The sequence below is a fragment of the Vibrio casei genome (assembly GCF_002218025.2).
Taxonomy (GTDB): domain Bacteria; phylum Pseudomonadota; class Gammaproteobacteria; order Enterobacterales; family Vibrionaceae; genus Vibrio; species Vibrio casei.
Genome location: NZ_AP018681.1, coordinates 538,194 through 558,351, shown reverse-complemented (window position 1 = coordinate 558,351; position 20,158 = coordinate 538,194). Strand labels below are relative to the sequence as shown.

Annotated in this window: 21 protein-coding genes and 1 pseudogene; 6 read left to right on the top strand and 16 right to left on the bottom strand. The window is 39.6% G+C overall.

From position 1 onward, the window contains the following. Window positions 1-4 precede the first annotated feature (4 nt). The gene (gene maoP, locus VCASEI_RS15450; protein WP_086958535.1) at window positions 5-352 is read right to left on the bottom strand and encodes a DUF413 domain-containing protein; all 348 of its coding nucleotides are present in this window, start codon (window positions 350-352) and stop codon (window positions 5-7) included. A gap of 173 nt (window positions 353-525) precedes the next feature. Here maoP and hdfR point away from each other — a divergent pair, with 173 nt between their 5' ends. Together hdfR and VCASEI_RS19480 are read left to right on the top strand one after the other, a co-directional pair. Next, the gene (hdfR, locus tag VCASEI_RS15445; RefSeq protein ID WP_086958536.1) at window positions 526-1,389 is read left to right on the top strand and encodes an HTH-type transcriptional regulator HdfR; all 864 of its coding nucleotides are present in this window, start codon (window positions 526-528) and stop codon (window positions 1,387-1,389) included. A gap of 102 nt (window positions 1,390-1,491) precedes the next feature. After that, window positions 1,492-1,668, top strand: coding sequence for a hypothetical protein (locus VCASEI_RS19480; protein ID WP_162621087.1), 177 nt, complete (start codon window positions 1,492-1,494; stop codon window positions 1,666-1,668). A 73-nt stretch (window positions 1,669-1,741) separates the two neighbouring features. Here the strand turns inward: VCASEI_RS19480 and VCASEI_RS15440 are convergent, their stop codons facing one another. The 8 genes from VCASEI_RS15440 to VCASEI_RS15405 form a co-directional block, all read right to left on the bottom strand. Further along, on the bottom strand, window positions 1,742-1,903 hold the full coding sequence (locus VCASEI_RS15440; protein WP_086958537.1) for a YoaH family protein: 162 nt from the start codon (window positions 1,901-1,903) through the stop codon (window positions 1,742-1,744). Window positions 1,904-1,915: 12 nt separating this feature from the next. Beyond that, window positions 1,916-2,797: a DUF2861 family protein gene (locus VCASEI_RS15435; RefSeq protein ID WP_086958538.1), complete on the bottom strand. Its 882-nt coding sequence runs from the start codon at window positions 2,795-2,797 to the stop codon at window positions 1,916-1,918. 6 nt (window positions 2,798-2,803) lie between these two features. Continuing rightward, window positions 2,804-3,460, bottom strand: a complete 657-nt coding sequence (vxrB, locus tag VCASEI_RS15430; protein ID WP_086958539.1) for a response regulator transcription factor VxrB — start codon at window positions 3,458-3,460, stop codon at window positions 2,804-2,806. Then, window positions 3,435-4,841, bottom strand: a complete 1,407-nt coding sequence (gene vxrA / locus VCASEI_RS15425) for a sensor histidine kinase VxrA (protein WP_086958952.1) — start codon at window positions 4,839-4,841, stop codon at window positions 3,435-3,437. Before vxrA ends, vxrB begins: the two co-directional genes overlap by 26 nt. 295 nt (window positions 4,842-5,136) lie before the next feature. Continuing rightward, window positions 5,137-6,519: a Re/Si-specific NAD(P)(+) transhydrogenase subunit beta gene (gene pntB, locus VCASEI_RS15420; protein ID WP_089111075.1), complete on the bottom strand. Its 1,383-nt coding sequence runs from the start codon at window positions 6,517-6,519 to the stop codon at window positions 5,137-5,139. Between the two features lie 9 nt (window positions 6,520-6,528). Continuing rightward, window positions 6,529-8,085 carry a Re/Si-specific NAD(P)(+) transhydrogenase subunit alpha gene (gene pntA, locus VCASEI_RS15415; protein ID WP_086958541.1) on the bottom strand — a complete coding sequence of 519 codons (1,557 nt, stop codon included), beginning with the start codon at window positions 8,083-8,085 and terminating at the stop codon, window positions 6,529-6,531. A gap of 310 nt (window positions 8,086-8,395) precedes the next feature. Next, window positions 8,396-8,671 (bottom strand): HlyU family transcriptional regulator, encoded by a 276-nt coding sequence (locus VCASEI_RS15410; RefSeq protein WP_089111076.1) that lies wholly within the window; start codon window positions 8,669-8,671, stop codon window positions 8,396-8,398. Between the two features lie 112 nt (window positions 8,672-8,783). After that, on the bottom strand, window positions 8,784-9,176 hold the full coding sequence (locus VCASEI_RS15405) for a Solitary outer membrane autotransporter beta-barrel domain (RefSeq protein WP_272948327.1): 393 nt from the start codon (window positions 9,174-9,176) through the stop codon (window positions 8,784-8,786). A gap of 70 nt (window positions 9,177-9,246) precedes the next feature. On the opposite strand from VCASEI_RS15405, the gene VCASEI_RS15400 reads away from it, so the two are divergent. After that, window positions 9,247-10,397, top strand: a protein-coding gene (locus tag VCASEI_RS15400; RefSeq protein ID WP_110957783.1) for an IS3 family transposase whose coding sequence is annotated in 2 segments (ribosomal slippage) — window positions 9,247-9,490 and window positions 9,490-10,397 — 1,152 coding nt in all. Because the reading frame shifts where the segments join, the coding sequence is not laid out codon by codon here. On the opposite strand, the gene VCASEI_RS15395 is transcribed toward VCASEI_RS15400, so the two are convergent. Beyond that, on the bottom strand, window positions 10,369-11,013 hold the full coding sequence (locus tag VCASEI_RS15395; RefSeq protein WP_089111089.1) for a Solitary outer membrane autotransporter beta-barrel domain: 645 nt from the start codon (window positions 11,011-11,013) through the stop codon (window positions 10,369-10,371). The two genes, VCASEI_RS15400 and VCASEI_RS15395, sit on opposite strands and share 29 nt — an antisense overlap. Before the next feature lie 147 nt (window positions 11,014-11,160). Here VCASEI_RS15395 and VCASEI_RS15390 point away from each other — a divergent pair, with 147 nt between their 5' ends. Together VCASEI_RS15390 and VCASEI_RS15385 are read left to right on the top strand one after the other, a co-directional pair. Continuing rightward, a complete protein-coding gene (locus tag VCASEI_RS15390) occupies window positions 11,161-12,612 on the top strand; it encodes a protein adenylyltransferase SelO (protein WP_089111088.1) in 1,452 nt (483 codons plus the stop codon). 74 nt (window positions 12,613-12,686) lie between these two features. After that, window positions 12,687-13,163: a DUF3069 domain-containing protein gene (locus VCASEI_RS15385; RefSeq protein ID WP_086958546.1), complete on the top strand. Its 477-nt coding sequence runs from the start codon at window positions 12,687-12,689 to the stop codon at window positions 13,161-13,163. A 133-nt stretch (window positions 13,164-13,296) separates the two neighbouring features. Here the strand turns inward: VCASEI_RS15385 and VCASEI_RS15380 are convergent. Next, window positions 13,297-13,827: pseudogene (locus tag VCASEI_RS15380) on the bottom strand (aspartate/glutamate racemase family protein); the annotation flags it as partial. A gap of 5 nt (window positions 13,828-13,832) precedes the next feature. Here VCASEI_RS15380 and VCASEI_RS15375 point away from each other — a divergent pair. Further along, on the top strand, window positions 13,833-14,603 hold the full coding sequence (locus tag VCASEI_RS15375; protein ID WP_162621085.1) for an MMPL family transporter: 771 nt from the start codon (window positions 13,833-13,835) through the stop codon (window positions 14,601-14,603). Window positions 14,604-14,698: 95 nt separating this feature from the next. Here the strand turns inward: VCASEI_RS15375 and VCASEI_RS15370 are convergent, their stop codons facing one another. From VCASEI_RS15370 to VCASEI_RS15355, 5 genes are all read right to left on the bottom strand, one after another. Then, window positions 14,699-16,402 carry a bifunctional protein-serine/threonine kinase/phosphatase gene (locus VCASEI_RS15370; protein WP_089111085.1) on the bottom strand — a complete coding sequence of 568 codons (1,704 nt, stop codon included), beginning with the start codon at window positions 16,400-16,402 and terminating at the stop codon, window positions 14,699-14,701. Between the two features lie 158 nt (window positions 16,403-16,560). Continuing rightward, window positions 16,561-17,373 carry a formate/nitrite transporter family protein gene (locus VCASEI_RS15365; RefSeq protein WP_086958553.1) on the bottom strand — a complete coding sequence of 271 codons (813 nt, stop codon included), beginning with the start codon at window positions 17,371-17,373 and terminating at the stop codon, window positions 16,561-16,563. Window positions 17,374-17,554: 181 nt separating this feature from the next. Then, window positions 17,555-17,995, bottom strand: a complete 441-nt coding sequence (cynS, locus tag VCASEI_RS15360) for a cyanase (protein ID WP_089111084.1) — start codon at window positions 17,993-17,995, stop codon at window positions 17,555-17,557. Between the two features lie 479 nt (window positions 17,996-18,474). Continuing rightward, the gene (locus VCASEI_RS19475; protein ID WP_162621084.1) at window positions 18,475-18,648 is read right to left on the bottom strand and encodes a membrane lipoprotein lipid attachment site-containing protein; all 174 of its coding nucleotides are present in this window, start codon (window positions 18,646-18,648) and stop codon (window positions 18,475-18,477) included. 93 nt (window positions 18,649-18,741) lie between these two features. Next, on the bottom strand, window positions 18,742-19,752 hold the full coding sequence (locus tag VCASEI_RS15355; protein WP_089111083.1) for an endonuclease/exonuclease/phosphatase family protein: 1,011 nt from the start codon (window positions 19,750-19,752) through the stop codon (window positions 18,742-18,744). Between the last annotated feature and the right edge of the window lie 406 nt (window positions 19,753-20,158).

Genomic DNA, 20,158 nt, shown 5'->3' with positions numbered 1-20,158 from the left:
GTTATTAATCTTCAATAACAATATCATCATTATCCGAATCATCGTCGTCATATGATGAACCAGTAGATTTCACTGTACTGCAAAGTGTATAGGTTCTTTTTCTTTGAGTTTTATTTAAGTATTTTTTCCAACAATTGGCATATTGACTTTTAACATACTCCCCTCCTTCCTGAAATGCAGAAATGAATTCATGTTCGTCTGAATTCTCAGGTGTAAGGCTTCCTTCATACAAACCTTTCATTGTTCGTCCGAAGTTTTCAAGTACTTGCGCTTCATTAATAGTGAATTCTCCTGAGCGATTAAAGCCTCGAGCAAAATGTTTATTATCAAAAAACTTTCCTAGATTTCTCATTCTTTTACTCTTTTCTTGTGTTACTTGTATTTCTGCGAAAATAGGTGTTTATTGTGTTTCTGTACAACAAAAGATTTTGTTCAATTTAATAAAAAATTTTTATCATTTTAGGTTATTCTTGTCATTATGGTTTTTAGAAAATCTAATCTTTATCAAATGCTTTGAGGTGTAAATTGGATACTGAGCTATTACGCACATTTTTAGAGGTCGGTAAAACCCGTCATTTCGGTCGTGCAGCAGAAAGTCTATATCTAACGCAGTCCGCAGTGAGCTTTCGTATTAGGCAGCTTGAGTCTCAATTAGGAAGCCCTCTTTTTTCTCGTCAACGAGGTAATGTCCATTTAACACCTGCAGGTGAAAGATTGCTTCCTTATGCTGAGTCCATATTACAGACATGGGGCCGTGCTCGCCAAGATGTACTGCTTAGTGATAATTATATGGAACAAATTTCTATTGGTGCTTCGTCTAGTGTATGGGAACTAAGTGGTATTTCTGATTGGATTAATGATAGCCATAATTCCCTTCCTGAAGTTGCTTTTCGGATGGAATCAGTTAGCAGGCAAGATATTGTCCGAGCGTTGCTGGAAAAAAGCATAGATATGGCTCTTCTTGGTGATCCTCCCAAAGTTGAAGGTTTTAATTTAAAGCAAGTCGCGAGTTTTGAGTTTAAGTTAGTATCAACACAGTCAAATTCTACTTTTTCAGATTTACCATCTATCCCATTAGCCTATTTAGACTGGAGTACTCGATTTTCTATTGAACATGCTCGTATTGTAGAATTGCAAAAAACACCAATCATGCATGCTTCATCAAGTAATGTCATTATGAAGTATTTAATAGCGAATACGGGGATGGCTTATTTACCAGAACCGGTTGTAAGTAAAAGCTTAGATAAGGAGCAACTGTTTATTGTTGAAGGTGCTCCTATTATGGAACAATCTTTGTACTTATGCTGGAATGAAAACAATGAAAAGATAGATTATATTAATCAGTTAAGTGATGTTCCTTTTGAATTAAGAACGCTAACTTACGATTAATATATTTCATGATAACGTCAAAAAAAGTTCGTTTTACTGTCACATTGTATTTGCATAATCTTACTTGCGACTCATAAATGATAATGATGTTTGGACAGGACAATGAGCAACTTGGATAAGTGGTTGAAAAATGATACACCTCGTAATGGTAACAAAAAAAACAAACGTGATTTTGATGACTATGACGGTGAATTAGTAGAAAAAAGCAAATCAAAACGTAAAACTCATAGAGAAAGGACGCATCAACGCTCTGAGGATTTTGAAGACCGTTTATACTAATTGAGGGGAGTTGTACTCCCCTTTTAATTTAGTATATATATTTAGTTATAGTGCATAATATTAATCTGATCAGTTATTTCTTGCTCTTATTTTCTTTAGCTTTTTGTGCTCGAATTTTTTGAGCTACTAACTGAATAGCTTGGCCTGTACTCATTCCTTCTTGCATTAACTTCTGTATTTCTTCTACTGCATCTTGCTGCTCTTCGTGAGAGAGCGTAGGTAGATCATCAAACATACTCAACCTTATCTAATCTGATATATCATAAGCTTTATTAATTATTTGCTTATCTTCAATTGTCATTAAACCTTGCCAGCGTTTATGGGTAATGGAAACACCTAATAAATATCGATTTGGTGGTAGTGCTACATTCGAAACTGATTCTGGATAATCGGTTTCATACTCTTTTTTCCAGACTTCGGTGTATTCTCCACTCACATTTCCATATAAAGAAACCTCAAGCACTGGCAGTGGACAAAAACGATTCAATAAACCTATTTTATCAACAACCCAAGTGTCTTTTGAATTCCAGCGTACCGTTTGCTTATTATTTGGCTTTGATAAGATCACCCAGTTTTCCCACTCCTCACCAGCTTCATCTATCAATTTAAACTTATATAAACCGCTATCTATTTGAGCATTCATATCAATACGATTGCTATACAACCAATGATTTCTCTCTTTGTTCTCAACTAATCCTACTTTGTTTATAAGCGTAAGATCTGGCCATTTTGTAAAGGTTACATCATCGAGTCTATGGTTCGATTGAACTAATATTCTCAGTCGATAATTTAATCTTCCTGGACTTTGAATAGTTTGCCTTTGAATGGTGACCTTTTCCAACCAACTAGGGAAACCAGAGCCATCAAAAGAACGGCCACAATCTTTATCCAAGGCTTTAGTTAATAAGTTGTCAAGATGATTTTTGATATGTTCTTTCGGCTCTTTTTGCCAAGTTTGGATCATAGAATGAAAACTTTGCTCTAAATCTCCCTCTAAAAGAGTTTTATGAGCATTCGTTAGTGATGACTTCTCTGTAAACCAATCATTAGGTTTTGCCGCCCAACTGGACGCTGAAACGGCAAAAAGTGACAACGTTACAAATGTAAAACTTAACTTTAAGTGAGACATTTAAAATTAGGCTTTCATTTTGTAGCCAACACCGCGAAGTGTTTCTATTTTAATTGTTGGGATTTTTTGACGAAGTTGAAGAATATGAGTATCAACCGTTCGTGTCGTTGGGAAATGGTTGTAGCCCCAAACATGATCAAGAAGCTCATCTCGAGTAAATACTCGGCCTAAGTTACTCGCTAAAAACACCAATAAATCAAACTCTGTGCGAGTCATCGTTACAAACTCTTCTCCAAACTTCACTTCGCGTGTAGTTTTATCAATAAAGATATCCCCTACGGTAACTGTATTACCATCATCTTCTGCATCTGGAGAACGAAGTTGTGCTCGAATACGAGCAAAGAGCTCCGCTTCAGCAAAAGGCTTAGTTAAATAATCATTAGCACCTGCATCAAGCCCCGACACTTTATCTTTAACAGAAACAAGAGCGGTTAACAAAATAACAGGTACTGATTTTATATTTTTCCAATCATTTAAAAATGTAACGGAATCACCATCAGGCAGCTGACGGTCTAATATCACTAAATCTGCTTTATCCCATACAGAGGCAACATCAGCCGCGCGTTCAACGTGCAAACACTCATAACCTGCTTGTTCTAAACTGACTAATAGGCCATCTGCTAGATTTCGATCATCTTCAACGAGTAGCAATGTCTGTTTCACAGGGAATCTCCAATTTAAAAGTTGTTGGTGGACCACTAAGGCTCATTGTACCGCCCATTCGCGCAACCATCGATTCAACGATAGTGAGGCCTAAACCTAAACCACTTTTACTTACAAATGGCTTACGAAGTCTAGCCCAATCCTTTTTAGTTAGTTGTCCTTGATCAATAACCTCAAGAACTAATTTCTTTGAATGTGTTGTTACCTTTAGGAGTACGGGGGCTTCACCATACTTACAGGCATTTCTCACTAAATTATCAACACAAGTTCCAAGCCAATATACGTTTACTTTTACAGCTTGATCTTGATTAATCTCCATACCGATATTAAATTCTCCCTGTACATATCGGTATTCTAACCACTCTTCAACCGAAGGAATCCATTCAGTTGCTAAAGTCTGTGTATCAGACTGCAAATAATCTTTACTTGCTTCAGCTAGTTGCCTTAAACGCCTTGTATCTTCACATAAACGCCTGAATTCGTCATACACAGTATTCGGTAAATGTTCAAATTCTCTTCTAAAACCTTCCACTGTTAACGATAAGCTTGCGATTGGAGTACGTAGTTCATGTGTTAGAATCTGCAGAACTAACATTCGGCTACGTAATTCCTTTCTCTTATTTAACCAGCGAGAATACCCCCAACTGCATATAAGAGTAATATTAACAATACCAAGTGCGAGTATGCTGTAGAATAAAATATCTGAATCATTTTTTGTATCCCAACAAACATTACCACTTCTTACATAGCAATGATCTGTTTGAGACAACGGTCTCGCAATTAAATTCGCATCACTTAATGCACGGTTCCAAATAGACTCAGTGAACACATAATATTGTGTTCCTCGCCTTAGCCATAATTCATTATTTGCAATGATAGTTTCAGAGCCAGCAATTAGCGCACTGATAGAATCATAAGGCATTAATTGCAATCGACCTAATAAAGTATTTTCTGGTGCTTTTGGCCTCTCTTCAATATGCATGAAATTAACGAGTTGTTTGTATTTTTCTGGATGAAGTGCTGCATATCGAGCTGCATAGGTTCCACCGCCAGGGTGAATGAGTCCTGAACGGATAAACCATTTAATTGGTAATGATGTCCCTTTACAAATAGCCCGAGTAAACACTAAAGGCTCAGTAACCGCAGGGCTTAGCGGATATTTACCTTTACAAGTCGTTGCAAGAAGATAAACCAGTTGCAAGTCCTTTAAAGGGTATTTAGATGTTTGTGGGAGCAACGATTCTGGTGATAATAGGCTAGTAGGAAAATCAGTTTGAACGACACGTAAATCATAAATTGCACTTGCCTTAGAGTGATCAAATGATCCTTTAAATTGATCAATACGCTCTGGTAATGTATCAGCATACGCTTGCCCTACCATCAATACTGTCAACAAAAATAAAAATTTTGATGCTTTCAAGGGCTAACAATCCATGTTTATATGAAAATAATGGTACATCATACTACATAAAAAAACTGCACTGAGTAGAATACATGTCATTTTTGAGTCATTAATTAACGTTTGGATAACTTTTAATCATTAAAGTAAACAGGATTGGTTATACGTAAAAATTAGGATTGTGAACATTAAAAATGAGGATTACTTTTTTAGAACGACGAAGGTGAGCATAAAAAAACCAGCCCGAAGACTGGTTTTTATTAATTATAACAAGAAATTAAAGCGCTTTAGATATAGCATCAACGCTGGCTTTAGCATCACCAAACAGCATTTGCGTGTTTTCTTTAAAGAACAATGGGTTTTGTACACCGGCATAACCTGTGTTCATTGAACGTTTAAAGACAATCACGTTTTTAGCATTCCAAACTTCCAGTACAGGCATACCTGCGATTGGGCTGTTTGGATCTTCTTGAGCTGCTGGGTTAACTGTATCGTTAGCACCGATAACCAGAACCGTATCTGTTTCAGAGAAATCGTCGTTAATCTCATCCATTTCTAATACGATATCGTATGGTACTTTCGCTTCAGCGAGTAATACGTTCATGTGACCTGGTAGACGTCCTGCTACAGGGTGAATACCAAAGCGAACTTCAATACCTTGTGCACGTAACTTTTCAGTGATTTCGTAAACTGGGTACTGTGCTTGTGCAACCGCCATTCCGTATCCCGGAGTGATGATAACTGACTTAGAGTCTTTCAGCATTTCAGCCACATCTTCAGCGGTTGTTTCACGGTGCTCACCTTGCTCTTCATCGCTTGATGTAGAAGTTGGAGCCGCGCCGAAACCACCAGCAATAACACTGATGAAAGAGCGGTTCATGGCTTTACACATGATGTAAGACAGAATCGCACCAGAAGAACCCACTAGAGCACCGGTTACGATAAGTAGATCATTTGCTAGCATGAAACCTGCTGCTGCCGCTGCCCAACCAGAGTATGAGTTCAGCATAGAAACAACCACTGGCATATCTGCACCACCGATTGATGATACAAGGTGATAACCAAATACTAAGGCAATGCCCGTCATCACTAATAGAGCAAACATACTGCCATCGTTGTTCACGAAGTAGATCATCAACAAAGTTGAAGTCACTAATGCTAATAGGTTCCACTTGTGCTTATGAGGAATGTTCATCGCAGAAGATGAAACTAGACCACGTAGCTTACAGAAAGCAACAATCGAACCACTAAAGGTTACTGTACCGATGAATACACCTAAGAATACTTCTACCAGGTGAATCACGTGTTCAGCATGGTTTAAAACCATTGTGCCCATATCTAAGTAGCTGTTATAGCCAACCAAAACGGCCGCTGCACCCACAAAGCTATGTAGCATCGCCACTAGCTCCGGCATTTCCGTCATTTCTACTTTCTTAGCGTAGAAGATACCAATCGAACCACCAATCACCATCGCAATGATGATCCAAGTAATACTACCGGTTTCAGGGCCAAAGATCGTTGCGATCAATGCGATCGCCATACCAGTAATACCGTAGTAGTTACCAGCACGAGCAGAATCTTGCTTAGATAGACCAGCAAGGCTCATGATAAAAAGAACAGCAGCAACAAGGTATGCCGCTTGTACTAATCCTGCAGACATATGTTACTCCTATTTCTTACGGAACATTTCAAGCATACGTTTGGTCACGGTAAAGCCACCAAAAATGTTAATGCTCGCAATTAATATAGCGATGAAAGACAAGACAGATACCAACGTATTATCTTGCCCAATTTGCAACAATGCACCGACAACGATAATGCCAGAAATAGCATTGGTTACCGACATCAATGGAGTATGCAGTGAATGTGAAACATTCCAAACTACGTAGTAACCGACAACACAGGCTAAAACAAACACGGTTAAGTGAGTCAAGAATGCAGCAGGGGCAACACTTGCAATCCAAGCAAATACACCGGCAGCGACAGCCATACCAACCAATTTCTTCGTTGGTGATTTTGGTTCTTCTTCCACTTTAGGCGCTGGTGCAGCTTGAGGTTTTGCAGCGGCTTGTGGTTGCGCTGATACCTTAATTGGTGGCGCAGGCCATGTTACTTCGCCTTCTTTTACCACTGTCACGCCACGAAGTACTACATCATCAAAATCGATATTGATGTTTCCATCTTTCTCTTTGCAAAGCAGTTTAAGAAGGTTTACAAGGTTTGTACCGTACAACTGAGAAGATTGAGTCGGCAAACGACCTACCATGTCAGTGTAACCAATAATCGTTACACCATTTGGTGTGGTAATTACTTTATCGGCTTCAGTGTATGCACAGTTACCGCCATTCGCAGCAGCAAGGTCAACAATCACGCTACCCGCTTTCATGCTATCAACCATTTCTTTGGTGATAAGCTTCGGCGCTGGGCGGCCTGGGATCAATGCGGTTGTGATGATGATATCAACATCTTTAGCTTGCTCAGCATAAAGCTCTTCAGCCTTTTTGTTGAATGCTTCAGACATTTCTTTCGCGTAACCATCGCCAGAGCCAGACTCTTCTTTGAAATCAACTTCTAAGAATTCTGCGCCCATTGACTGGACTTGCTCTTTTACTTCAGGGCGTACATCGAATGCACGAACGATAGCGCCTAGGCTACCGGCAGCACCGATTGCAGCAAGACCGGCAACGCCCGCACCTGCAACTAATACTTTCGCTGGTGGCACTTTACCTGCAGCGGTAATTTGACCAGTAAAAAAACGACCAAACTGATGAGCTGCTTCAACTACCGCGCGGTAACCTGCAATGTTAGCCATTGAACTCAATGCGTCTAGCGATTGCGCGCGAGAAATACGCGGCACAGAATCCATCGCCATAACATTAATGTTTTTGGTCGCCAGTTTATTCAGTAGCTCTTCATTTTGAGCTGGCCAAATAAAGCTCACTAGGCTCGCACCTTCTTGAATAAGCTCAAACTCATCCACACCTGTTTCATCGTTAATACGAGGCGCATTTACTTTCAGGATCAAACCTGACTTCCACACTTCTTCAGTATTAACAATTGAAGCACCTGCCGCTTCAAAGGCAGTATCGTCAAAGCTGGCAAGAGCACCCGCTCCTGACTCAACGGCGACGGTAAAGCCTAGTTTTAAAAGCTGCTCAACCGTTTTCGGCGTGGCAGCAACTCGCGCTTCACCCGCGAGTATTTCTTTTGGTACACCAATCTGCATAGCTATTCCTTGAACATTGGCACAATAAATTTGTAGTCCACTATTTAAACTCATCTCTGGGCATCGCCCTTTAATTAAGATCAACTTAACCTAAGAGATAACAGTTAAATATAGTAACCGTAAGTTCAATGTAATAAAAAAACATTTTTATATGACATATAACTCTAAGTTTGACGATTCTCACTCTTATGACGTAAAAAAACAACAGATTGATCACAATAACAGGTCATACCTGATATGCACGCCATGCATTTGTGTAGAAAATCTCCATGTGATAAGTCATAAAATGCTGATTAAACATTCAATTGAATCAAAAAATCTTGCCGGATGATTGGTCAATAAACATCTTTGATTTCTTGACCATTAATTCACAAGCATCTGATTCAGAAGACAATACATCTGAGCGTATAAACCGATGACTTTTAACTTCACCATCAATTTCTTTGGTTATTTGTCCAGCAATTCGAAATTGCCCACCTTCTGCGATAGGTTCTGGGTAAATTAAAAAGCCATTGTACTCAATTGGTTCTACTTCTTTCTTTGCTGACGTTTTGCTACCGCCAAATAACTTCGACAAAAATCCCAATGCTCTATCCTCTTTATAATTCTCAATTCAATATTTGCTTTAACTTTCTTAGCGCTACCGCCACGCTAAGCGATCAAACTGTATAATTCAAACTTACTAGGTGTACGGTTTTTTACTCATTAAAAAATAAAACGATACTTCCGCCTTTCAGTGCACTACCGTAGTTCATATTAATACCTATTCCGACATTATCGATATAGTCTTTAAAAATGGGCGGCGTCAGCAATAGCCCAACTGAAAACTCGTAATAGTTATCTGTACCAAAAGAAGCCTCAGGATCTCCCTTTAAATCAATACGCTTAAAGCTGGTGTAAGCCGAAGGGATAAATCCATCCCAATTGGTCAAGTTGTAATTGGCCTTTAAGCCGTTAACCATGTACCAACCTTTGGGGTTACCAAAATCATACTCACGTTTTTTATCCCAAACTTTGCCATAAAAGTAGTTAAAGGATGATGTGTATTTCCAATAGCCCCATTTTCGGTTCAATTCGTAATTCAACTCAATGTTAGGCTTGATCCGCTCCAGCTGTTTTGGACACTGAGTTAAGTGAGTACAATCACTAACGAGGTGAACAATGACAACTAAGAAAACTAGAATTAAACATTCCCCTGAATTTAAAGCAGAAGCCCTAAAACTAGCAGAGAGAGTGGGAGTAGCTGCGGCTGCAAGGCAGCTTTCTTTACATGAATCTCAAATCTACGGGTGGCGGAAGAACTCGAAGAAAGACACCAATACTAGTCAGCGAGAACAAGAGCTAGCCGCAGAGGTTGCCAAGCTCAAAAGGCAGTTGGCTGAGCAAGCAGAAGAGCTAGAAATTGTAAAAAAGGCCGCCACCTACTTCGCGAAAAATCTAAAGTAAATTGCTACGAATTTATGCTCGAACACCTGATGTACTTCAATATTGTACGTATGGCTAAGGTATTCGGGGTATCCCGAAGTGGGTTTTATTACTGGGTTAAACATCGCCATAAGGCTAGCCAACGCGAGGCAGTTCGCCAAGAGCTTGATACAAAGGTCAAAGAAGCTTTTGATAACAGCAAAGGCCGAGATGGCTCAAGGCGAATCCAAAAAGAACTGTCTGAGAGCGGTGATAACCACAATGTGAAAACCATTGCGGCCAGTATGAAGCGTCAAGATTTAACGCCGAAAGCGGCACGTAAATTTAAGTGCACGACAGACAGCAAGCATCAAATGCCAGTTGCTCCAAACTTGCTGGCTCAGAACTTTAACGCAGCGGCTCCGAATGAAAAATGGGCGGGAGACATCACCTATGTTGCGACAAGCGAAGGCTGGTTGTACTTGGCAGTAATTATTGACCTTTACTCAAGACAAGTAATCGGATGGTCTATGGATACCAGAATGACGGCTACGCTGGTCTGTGATGCTCTATCAATGGCTTTGTTCCGTCGCGAATTTCCTGAGCAGGTTATCGTTCATAGTGATCGAGGTAGTCAGTACTGCTCAAAAGATTATCGAGACCTCATAACTGTTTATAATCTAAAGCAAAGTATGAGTAGGAAAGGAAACTGCTGGGACAATGCTTGTGTTGAGAGCTTCTTCCATTCGATGAAAGTTGAAGCGATCCAATATGAGCCGATTATGACGAGAGACCAGATGCGTCAAACGATCTTCGAGTACATAGAGGTTGATTATAATCGGACAAGAAGGCACAGTGCTCTTGGGTATCTAAGCCCTGTTAACTTTGAACAGCAAAATGTCGCTTAATGAAGTGTCCAGTCTGGCTGGAGCAGATCAGCTCAGCAATATAAGAACGGCTTGATGTATTATAGGCATAACCATCTAAAAAAGGTTTTAACTGCTCACTTTCTCGACTGTTATAAGAATGCTTATTTTTGAAATACATAAAATGATTACCTAAACCATACTTAATATTCCAAGAATCGGTAATGTTGTAGATAAGGCGATACTCAAAGAAAGCATCATAGACTTCATTACTATCTGTATCTGCGGGTAAATCAGGTCGGCTGTCTAGCGAGACTTTATTTTCAAAGTGAACATAAGAAGCACGAACGGCAATTTCATGTTTAACTTGTGGGCTTAGGCTATTTAGCTGCCAAGAATAAGGAAAACTAGTGACGGCAACTTTGTTCCTCAAATCAAGAGAATCATCGTTCCCCATATCGTCATTTTTAAATGGTGTAATGGAGTTAGGGTTAAAATTCTGCACCCCAAATTGAATCGCATCACTATCGGTGAGTACCACAGCGGTGGCAAAGTTTTGCTGGGCCCGAGATCGGATCTCCTCATCAGTTTGTGCAGATAAAATCACGGCAAAATAAATAATACAACCAGCAAACCATGCCGTAACAACTGACGCCACTGACTACCCTTATAATAAATTAATGACTCCCATTTCAATCAAAATGGGCACTGAGGTGAAGAGTATTGCTTAACCTTAATTTCTCTCGGTGTTATATACCCAAGTAAGTATGCTAATTTATCTAGACAAAATAAAGGGGATTCCGTTATGTCATCTTGGTCTAGCGCACAATTTAGCTATCATTTTCATGGATTATCAGAATCCTTCTACCGAGGTGTTACGCCGTCACCATTAAGCCATCCTCATTGGGTTCATTGGAACCGTGAATTTGCTGAATCACTCCAACTCCCAACAGAACATAATACAGAAATGCTCAATGCTTTTTCTGGTATTACTCTACCTGAAGAATTTAAACCGCTCGCCATGAAATACGCTGGCCATCAGTTTGGTTATTACAACCCAGACTTAGGTGATGGTCGCGGCTTATTGATGGCAGAGATCAAAGCAAACGATGGGCGACGTTACGACATTCATGTTAAAGGTGCTGGCTTAACGCCCTTTTCTCGCCAAGGTGATGGTCGCGCGGTTCTTCGTTCTAGCATCCGTGAATATCTATGCTCTGAAGCCTTGCATCACTTAGGTATTCCCACTACTCGCGCACTAGGATTAATCAATAGCGAGACTCTGGTTTATCGTGAAAAAACCGAAACGGGCGCAATTTGTATTCGCCTAGCAGAAAGCCATATCCGCTTTGGTCATTTCGAGCACTGCTTTTATACAGGTCAACACGAACAACTTAAAGAACTGGTTGAGCATACCTTAAGAAATCACTTTCCTGAGTGCCAACAACAAGAAAAACCTTACGCTGCCATGCTACAGCAAGTGGTCATTTCTACCGCTCAATTATTTGCCAAATGGAATGCCTTTGGTTTTGCTCACGGAGTTCTCAATACCGATAACATGTCGATACTAGGACAAACCTTCGATTTTGGGCCATTTGGCTTTTTAGATAACTACGATCCAAACTTTATCTGCAACCATTCTGATTACCAAGGCCGTTACTCCTTCGCCAATCAGCCGAATATTGGATTATGGAACTTAACCGCCCTCGCTCACTCTTTGTCAACATTGATTGAGCGTAGTGATTTAGATGAGGCTCTCGCACTCTACGAACCTGAGCTTAACCGTGAATTCAGCCGTTTGATGCGTCAGAAAATTGGATTGCAAACCAAGCAAGAGCAAGATCCTGAGTTATTTGGTGAAATGTTCGCTCTACTAGCCAAAAACAAAGTCGACTACACTCGCTTTTTCCGTCAGCTTTCTATGCTCGATAGCCAAGGCATTCAGCCTGTTATCGATTTAGTCTTAGATCGTGAAGCCGCGAAAATCTGGCTAGATCAATACCAACAACGGCTAACTTTAGAAGCACAAAGCTATGCTGAACGTTGTGAAGCAATGAGAACTCACAACCCTAAATACATTCTGCGTAATCACCTTGCTCAAATTGCTATCGATAAAGCGGAAGATGGAGACTACTCTGAAGTAGAAACATTATTTAACTTGCTACAAAACCCTTATGATGAGCAGCCAGAGTATGATCAATATTCAAATCTGCCGCCTTCTTGGGCACATGAGCTTGAGATCAGTTGCTCTTCATGACCAGCTTATACATAATGGCGAAGACGAATAGAAGTACACGCTTATTTGTGTACAGGATAAATTGAGGTTTCCTTATGTCAGAACAACAAGAACCCGTTTCAGTGGAAGAAATCGAGACAGAAAACCATACTCCAGAAAGTGTTGATTTAAGTACATACTCTCCAGAGTTACGTCATTTAATCGAATTTGAACAAGTCCCTGAACAAGCAATTCCAATGGTGACCTCAATACATGAAGTTTCAGAAGAGCCTGTTCGCGATGTATGGGATGATCTACCAGGCAGCGCGCAAAATATTTTAGATAACTTCGAACAATTCCATGCTTTGATCTCAGTAGGCCAAACTTTTGCCGCTATCGATTTCATGCAAGAGTTCGAAACGCTAAAAATGCGTGACGATATGAGCGAAGAAGAGCAACAAGAATATCGCGCAAGCCTACTAGACAAAGTGCTACAGAACTGCGTAAAAGATATGGTTAAGCAGCTTAAAAAAGCACGCCGTGACCCTATCTTGAAAAAAGACTTTATGGAAATCTTTGCAGAGCAAGCTTAATCGCCGCTAGAGCCAAGTATTCCAGTATAAGTAAATGAATAAAAATAACGCTGACTGATGTCAGCGTTTTTTATTGCCTAAAGGTTTGGATGATAGATCTGAATTCTGCATCTTGAAGCCACCTAGGTATAAATTAGCTAATCGCCCACTTCACGGCATAGTCAGCATGAATTTTAGTCGTATCGTATAACGGCACATTTGTGTGGCTTTGATTAATGAGCAATGCAATTTCAGTACAGCCTAGTATGACAGCTTGCGCACCTTGTGATGCTAAACGATCAACCACATCAAGATAGCGTTCTCTCGATTCAGCATTAACCACACCTTGGCATAGTTCTTCATAGATCACCGTGTGGATCACGTCGCGATCGTCTTCGTTTGGTACCAAGACTTCAATACCGAACTTATCAACTAAGCGACGCTTATAAAAATCCTGCTCCATGGTAAAGCGAGTTCCAAGCAAGCCTACTTTAGTAACGCCATCGCTCAGTAATTGTTCAGCGGTCGCATCCGCAATATGCAAAATTGGAATCGTAATGTTAGCTTCAATTTGAGGCGCAACTTTATGCATAGCATTGGTACAAATAAGTAGGCAATCCGCACCACCAGCTTCTACCGATTGAGCGGCCTGAGACAAAATCACCGCCGTTTCATCCCATTTCCCTGGTGTTGCATTGGTTAAAAACCGCTGATCAACCTGAGATTTATCAGGCTATTTCACTTCAAGCCCTGCAACCTTTAGCTCAAATGCAGCAGAACTTTACGCAAATGATGCAAGCGCCACCCGCTACTTTTGATGACATTCCAACGCAACTTGCACAACGTTATTACAATCAAGATTACGCATTGGTGGTTGCTTATCCATCTGGTGATATGCGAGATGTAAAACAGTTAAATGAGTTTATTGATGCGGTACAGGCGATTGCGCCTAATGCCACCGGACGCCCAGTCGCCGAGCAACAAGTTGGCAAGATTATTACTCAAGCCTTCATTCAAGCCATCTGCTATTCATTAGCCTTAATCGCGCTAGTGTTATTGTTTGCTCTAAAGCATAAGAGAGATGTGGTACTGAGTTTTATTCCGCTTCTGCTGACAACCCTATCAACCATGGCAGTCGCCCATTGGAGTGGCTTTTCACTTAACATGGCGAATATCATCGTGATCCCATTGATCTTTGGATTAGGGGTAGATAACGGTATTCATATTGTGGAACGTTTCCGCGAGGTAGGTTCAGTAAAAGCCTTCTACCAATCTTCGACACCAAAAGCAGCCATATTAAGTTCGCTCACGACCATAGTAACTTTCGGTTCATTATTACTGGCCGATCACCGCGGTATGTTCAGCATTGGCTTCTTACTGACTATCGCAATTGGCTTCTTGCTAGTTTACAGCCTAACGGTTCTACCCGCTTTGCTGTTTAGTACAAAGAAAACTACTTAGTAAAAAAACAGTTTAGCGCGAAGAAAACGAGTTTATATACCGAATTTGAATGCTGTGTGTATTCCTGAAAATATATCAGCATTTTCAAATTCCAGTTATACACTTTGTATTATTAGTAAGATCATCAAGATAACACAAATACTTTGCCAAAATTTGACGGGGTCTCGTTGCATTAACGGCGGTTTAGTTTTAGCTAAAAATTGTTTATTTGGTTGATGTAGGTCGTGAATAAATTCGCTGATCTCCGTGTAACGCTTTTGCGGATTTAGCTTTAATGCATGCTCTAAAGTGTCATCTATCCAGGCCGGAAATTGGCAATTCTCATCAAGAATACTACGGTAGGCTAGCTTATTTTGTGCTGAAATACTGTTCGCTTGGGCTAGTTTAGGTGAATAAGGAAATTTCCCTGATAACATTTGATAAGTGATTACCGCTAATGCGTATAAATCAGAACGCTTAGTACCAGGTTTACCTAAAAAATATTCTGGTGCGCTATATCGAATGGTGCCACGTACTGCCGCTTCTTTGTACATGTCGGTAACACCAGCAATATATGTTGAGCCAAAATCGATAATTTTAACGGTATTAGTGCTATCAATCATAATATTAGCTGGGCGTAAATCTTGGTGGATCATTTCTTGTCGATGAAATCCTTGTAAACCTTTAGCGACTTGTTTAATTATGTCTCTAACTTGTTCTAATTTAGGTTTAGGATTGTCTATCATCCATTGATTTAAAGAAATCCCGTCAATATATTCTGTGACTAAGTATAGATAATTTCGCTTACGGTTAGAGGTAATAGCTTTAGCAACATTAGGATTATTAATACGCTTCGCAATCCATTCTTCTAACATAAAATGTTCAAGGTATTCTTTGTCACTTCTTAGTTCAACGGACGGGACTTTGATAACAACGGTTTTATCGGTGTCGGTATCGCGAGCTAAATAAACATGACTACGACTACTAATATAAATATCGCGTAAAATTTCGTAACCATCAAAAATCATTCTAGGTGATAATGTTGCTGGTAGCGGTAATTGTGTCAGTTGATGAACTTCATCAAGTTGGTAAGTCGCTACTTGATCCACTCGGACTATTTGAATGCTTAAGTTATCATTACTGCCTAATTTGATAGCTTGTTCAATCAGCTTATCTGCTGTTTCGTTCAAATCAGTGGAAGCTTCAATAGCAGCAGCAACTTCTTGATCAGCTAGGAACTCGTAAACACCGTCGGTGCTAATTACATAAGTATCACCTTCTTCAAGAGCTTGTTGGCTGTAATCAACCTCAAAGTTATGCTCAATACCTAAAGCACGACTTAAATAACTGGTATCTTCTGAAATAATTCGACGATGATCTTCTGTTAACTGTTCTAAATTACCGTCTGAAACACGGTAAATGCGGGTGTCACCAGAATGGAAAAGATGTGCTGTATTTGACTTTAATATCAAAGCACTGAAAGTACACACATAGCCTTTATCTTTATTGAAGCGGTATGGACTATTTCGGGTTTGTGCATAAAGCCATGAGTTAATGGACTGAATAACTTTTTGTGCTGAGGTTTTAACTGACCATGAATCGGAGGTGCAGTAGTAGTCTTCTAAAAAACTAGCAATGGCTGTTTCACTCGCTATTTGGCTAACTTCGCTAGAGCTGATGCCATCGGCCATGGCTAACACAATACCTTTACTACTAGATAGAGGCTCTTTAGGAATAACATGCCCTAAAGCATCCTGGTTAATGGCTTTAATTCCTTTATTAGTTGAACTACCAATACTGACACTTAACGATTTATCCATAAAATACCTTTAACTTACTTTTCAAGATTCATCTCGACAAATGAACTTCAATAAAAAAGGTTTCAAAACCTAAATTAAGAAACCTTTATAATATCAATTGTTATGTCAGTATTATTCGTACAAAGTATTGTAATAACAATACTTTGTATACAGCTAACTTAGCCAATAGTTCGTACTGGAGACGTACGCACATGAGTGAAATATAATGGTAATCCAACGAGTAATAAACCACCGGCTAAGTTACCTAATACCGTTGGGATCTCATTCCATAAAAGGTAATCATAAACAGTAAACTCCCCCCCCATAATCATAGAGAATGGGAATAAAAACATATTTACAATAGAATGTTCAAAACCCATAAAAAAGAACAACATTACTGGCATCCACATTGCTGCCATTTTCGCACCAGCAGATGTTGAAATCATTGCGCCAACAACCCCCATAGAAACCATCCAGTTACATAACATACCGCGAATAAAAATGGTAAACCAACCACCAATACCGTGTTCTTGGTAACCAACGGTTCGTGATTCCCCAATATGCGCTACTTTAGCTGCTAGTTCCCCACCATCGGTTGCGTAACCATAAGTTAAAATAAAGGACATGAAGAATGCAGTAGCCATTGCACCGGCAAAATTACCGATAAAGACTAAACCCCAGTTACGCATAACGCCACCAAAGGTAACGCCTGGACGCTTATCCAACCAAGATAACGGTACTAAGGTAAATACACCCGTTAATAAGTCAAACTTCATTAAATAAAGCATGATAAAGCCAACAGGAAATAAGCAAGCACCTAGAATAGGACTGCCCGTTTTCATTGCTACGGTAATAGCAAAAACTGCTGCTAAACCTAGAATGGCCCCCGCCATAAAAGCACGAATTAAAGTATCTTTAGTAGACATGTAAACTTTTTGCTCGCCGGCATCTACCATTTTAGTGACAAATTCACTTGGTTCTATATAGGCCATAGGTTCTCTCTGTTATCGTTAAATTCATGGTTGTTACAATATTGTTAAGCACAAAAAGTGCCAAAATTACAACTCATTGATTTAATGACATTAATTTGATTTTATAGCTATTTAACAAGCTATTATGAACAGTAGTAGTGCAAAATGTTATGATAGGTGCAATCCTTTGCACTAAAATTAATCACCATGATTTGTACGGCAAAAATTTACCATTTAAAGTGAGAATAACTCTATCACCTTTAGGGTTTTCTTCTTTTTGAATATCCATTTCAAAATCTATCGCACTCATGATGCCGTCACCAAATTTTTCCTGAATAACTTCTTTTAAGGTGTCGCCATATACGCCAACCACTTCATATAACCTATAAACTAATGGATCTTGCGGTACCGATTTATCCCACTCCTTTGTAGGGTATTCCATTAAAACCGGTAGACTTTCTTCTGGTAAACCTAGAAATTCCATTAATTTTTCTGCCTGCTCTTTCGGAAAACTGTTCATACCTAAACAAGCTGATGTAGTCCATACTATGGACATATCAATACCATCAGCAATAGCTTGCCAACTTAATTGCTTTTCTTTTTTAATGGCAAAAATAGTTTCAGTTAATTCTAATTTATTCATAATCTTTCCTTAATTATTTTAATTCTGCATAGACATTTAGCATTGCAGTCCATTTATTTATCAATAGTGCAAAAATGACTACCTTTGTCATATCATAGTGCAAGCGCTTGTTATATTTATAAATAACCTAGCTATAACGCATTGCTTTTCACACTACTTACTGACAAAGCAATTACCGCGCCACAATAATGAAAGAAATATGACTTTGATATAAAAAGAATTAGCTTTATTTTTAATGAATTTTAAATAAACGATATTTCGTGAGGTATGTTCAGCATTGGTTTCTTACTTACTATTGCGATTGGCTTCTTGTTGGTTTACAGCCTAACGGTTCTACCCGCCTTGCTGTTTAGTACAAAGAAAGCTGTTTAGTACAAAGAAAAGGGGTTAGCGTGAAGAAAGGTGTAAAAAGTTAAAATTTGATTTGGAGAATAGATTTAACCAGCACTAGGCAAACAAGACTTGCCTAGTGCTCAACATTAGCAGTTCACTTTCTTAGCCTGTCCTGGCGGGCAAAATTTACCGCTATTGTTACGGCTATCGTCTCTCGTACCGACTTTAACATCGACATTATGCAGTTCGCCCTCTACGCGAGTAAGTTGACAACCACTTAATATGAACAACGCACCCAAGACTACAATCAATTTATTCACAAACTATCCTTTTATTATGAAATACAACATTCCCATCTTTATTAGTGGGATAAGTTAGATGCGATAAATTGCCTGTTTATAAAGATTGATATGTCAAATTAATGACTGAGGGAGGTTAGTTTTTAGTGGTACATCTTCCTTGCTAACATTCTGTGAGCGAGTAATAGAAGCCGCGAATGCCTTATCATCTTGATCGGCAACCAAGCCATCTTGCCCTTTGCCTTTTACGGGAGTGAAGGCCAAACGAGAAAATAGCGGGAAGTGATCGGAGCCAATGGATGGTAATCGTTGGATACTCTGAACGGTAAAGTGCTCACTGTGGAAAAGATGATCTAGTGGCCAACGTAGTAAGCGATAATCAACATGGAAAGTATTAAACATCCCTCTACCTACCCTAGGATCCAGTAAACCACTCAATTTGCGAAATAAACGAGTGGTTCGAGACCATGCGACATCATTTAAGTCACCGGTAACTATGATGGGCTGATCGCTCTCTCCCACACTACGCGCGACAATAATTAATTCGGCATCACGTTCGGCTGATTCTGGATTTTCTGTAGGGCTTGGTGGCGCAGGATGTAAAAAGTGCATTCGCACCAAGTCACCAGTCGGTAACTCGACAAGCGTATGCATAGATGGAATATCATCTTCAACTAGGTAAGCAATTTCTTTCTCGTGCAACGGAAGTCGCGAATACACATGCATGCCATAAAGATTATCTAACGGACACTTCATGGTTTCAGGCATATCCACTTCAAGGCATTCTAATTGGTTTTCCCACCATTGATCCGATTCAAGTGTAACCAGTACATCTGGCTGATATTTATTAACCAGCTCAATCAGTTTATATGCATCTCGATTCGGAGTCAGCACATTGGCAGTTAAGATACTAAGTTGACGAGTCTCATCGACATTTTGGTTTGCACGCACTTCGACTCGCCATAGTTTGGTATAGGGCAAAATCCACCAAAGCTGCCAAACCAAGCATAGTGTTGTGGTGATAACAATAAACCAGGTTTGAGGCTCAGAAAGGTTAAGAATGCTCAGTTGTAGCAAGAGCAGTAACGAGGCACAGATAACGAGCTGGATCCGAGGAAAGTCCATTCCCCTCACAATCCAATGTGGATGACGGGATATAGGCAACAGAGTCGCTCCAACAATCAATCCTGTCACTATATAAATCACTATATCCAAATATCCCAAGTATCCCAAGTATCTATACCTAAAGTTAAAGCTAAACCATCGTCAAACATCTACTATAAAACAAAAAATACTAAACCTTGAAAGCCAAGATTTAGTATTTTGTTAGCTGCTACATACAATCAGAGCCTTACCTAGTCTGTTTTGTCACACTCATCACACTGTGTAGGAATGAATGGTGGGGAAAAGTTCGTATAGACATTATTAGGTTAATTGAGTAACGCTTTGCTAAGCCGAGGCAAATACGGAAGTTACTGTGGTAAAAATTAAGCTAAACAAGCCACAAAGCAACTGGTGTGTTTGGCTTCGC

Coding starts and splice junctions, on each gene's coding strand:
- maoP (WP_086958535.1), bottom strand. CDS start 352: ATGAGAAATCTAGGAAAGTTTTTTGATAATAAACATTTTGCTCGAGGC.
- VCASEI_RS19480 (WP_162621087.1), top strand. CDS start 1,492: ATGAGCAACTTGGATAAGTGGTTGAAAAATGATACACCTCGTAATGGT.
- VCASEI_RS15440 (WP_086958537.1), bottom strand. CDS start 1,903: ATGTTTGATGATCTACCTACGCTCTCTCACGAAGAGCAGCAAGATGCA.
- VCASEI_RS15435 (WP_086958538.1), bottom strand. CDS start 2,797: ATGTCTCACTTAAAGTTAAGTTTTACATTTGTAACGTTGTCACTTTTT.
- vxrA (WP_086958952.1), bottom strand. CDS start 4,841: ATGGTAGGGCAAGCGTATGCTGATACATTACCAGAGCGTATTGATCAA.
- pntB (WP_089111075.1), bottom strand. CDS start 6,519: ATGTCTGCAGGATTAGTACAAGCGGCATACCTTGTTGCTGCTGTTCTT.
- pntA (WP_086958541.1), bottom strand. CDS start 8,085: ATGCAGATTGGTGTACCAAAAGAAATACTCGCGGGTGAAGCGCGAGTT.
- VCASEI_RS15390 (WP_089111088.1), top strand. CDS start 11,161: ATGTCATCTTGGTCTAGCGCACAATTTAGCTATCATTTTCATGGATTA.
- VCASEI_RS15385 (WP_086958546.1), top strand. CDS start 12,687: ATGTCAGAACAACAAGAACCCGTTTCAGTGGAAGAAATCGAGACAGAA.
- VCASEI_RS15370 (WP_089111085.1), bottom strand. CDS start 16,402: ATGGATAAATCGTTAAGTGTCAGTATTGGTAGTTCAACTAATAAAGGA.
- VCASEI_RS15365 (WP_086958553.1), bottom strand. CDS start 17,373: ATGGCCTATATAGAACCAAGTGAATTTGTCACTAAAATGGTAGATGCC.
- cynS (WP_089111084.1), bottom strand. CDS start 17,995: ATGAATAAATTAGAATTAACTGAAACTATTTTTGCCATTAAAAAAGAA.
- VCASEI_RS15355 (WP_089111083.1), bottom strand. CDS start 19,752: ATGGACTTTCCTCGGATCCAGCTCGTTATCTGTGCCTCGTTACTGCTC.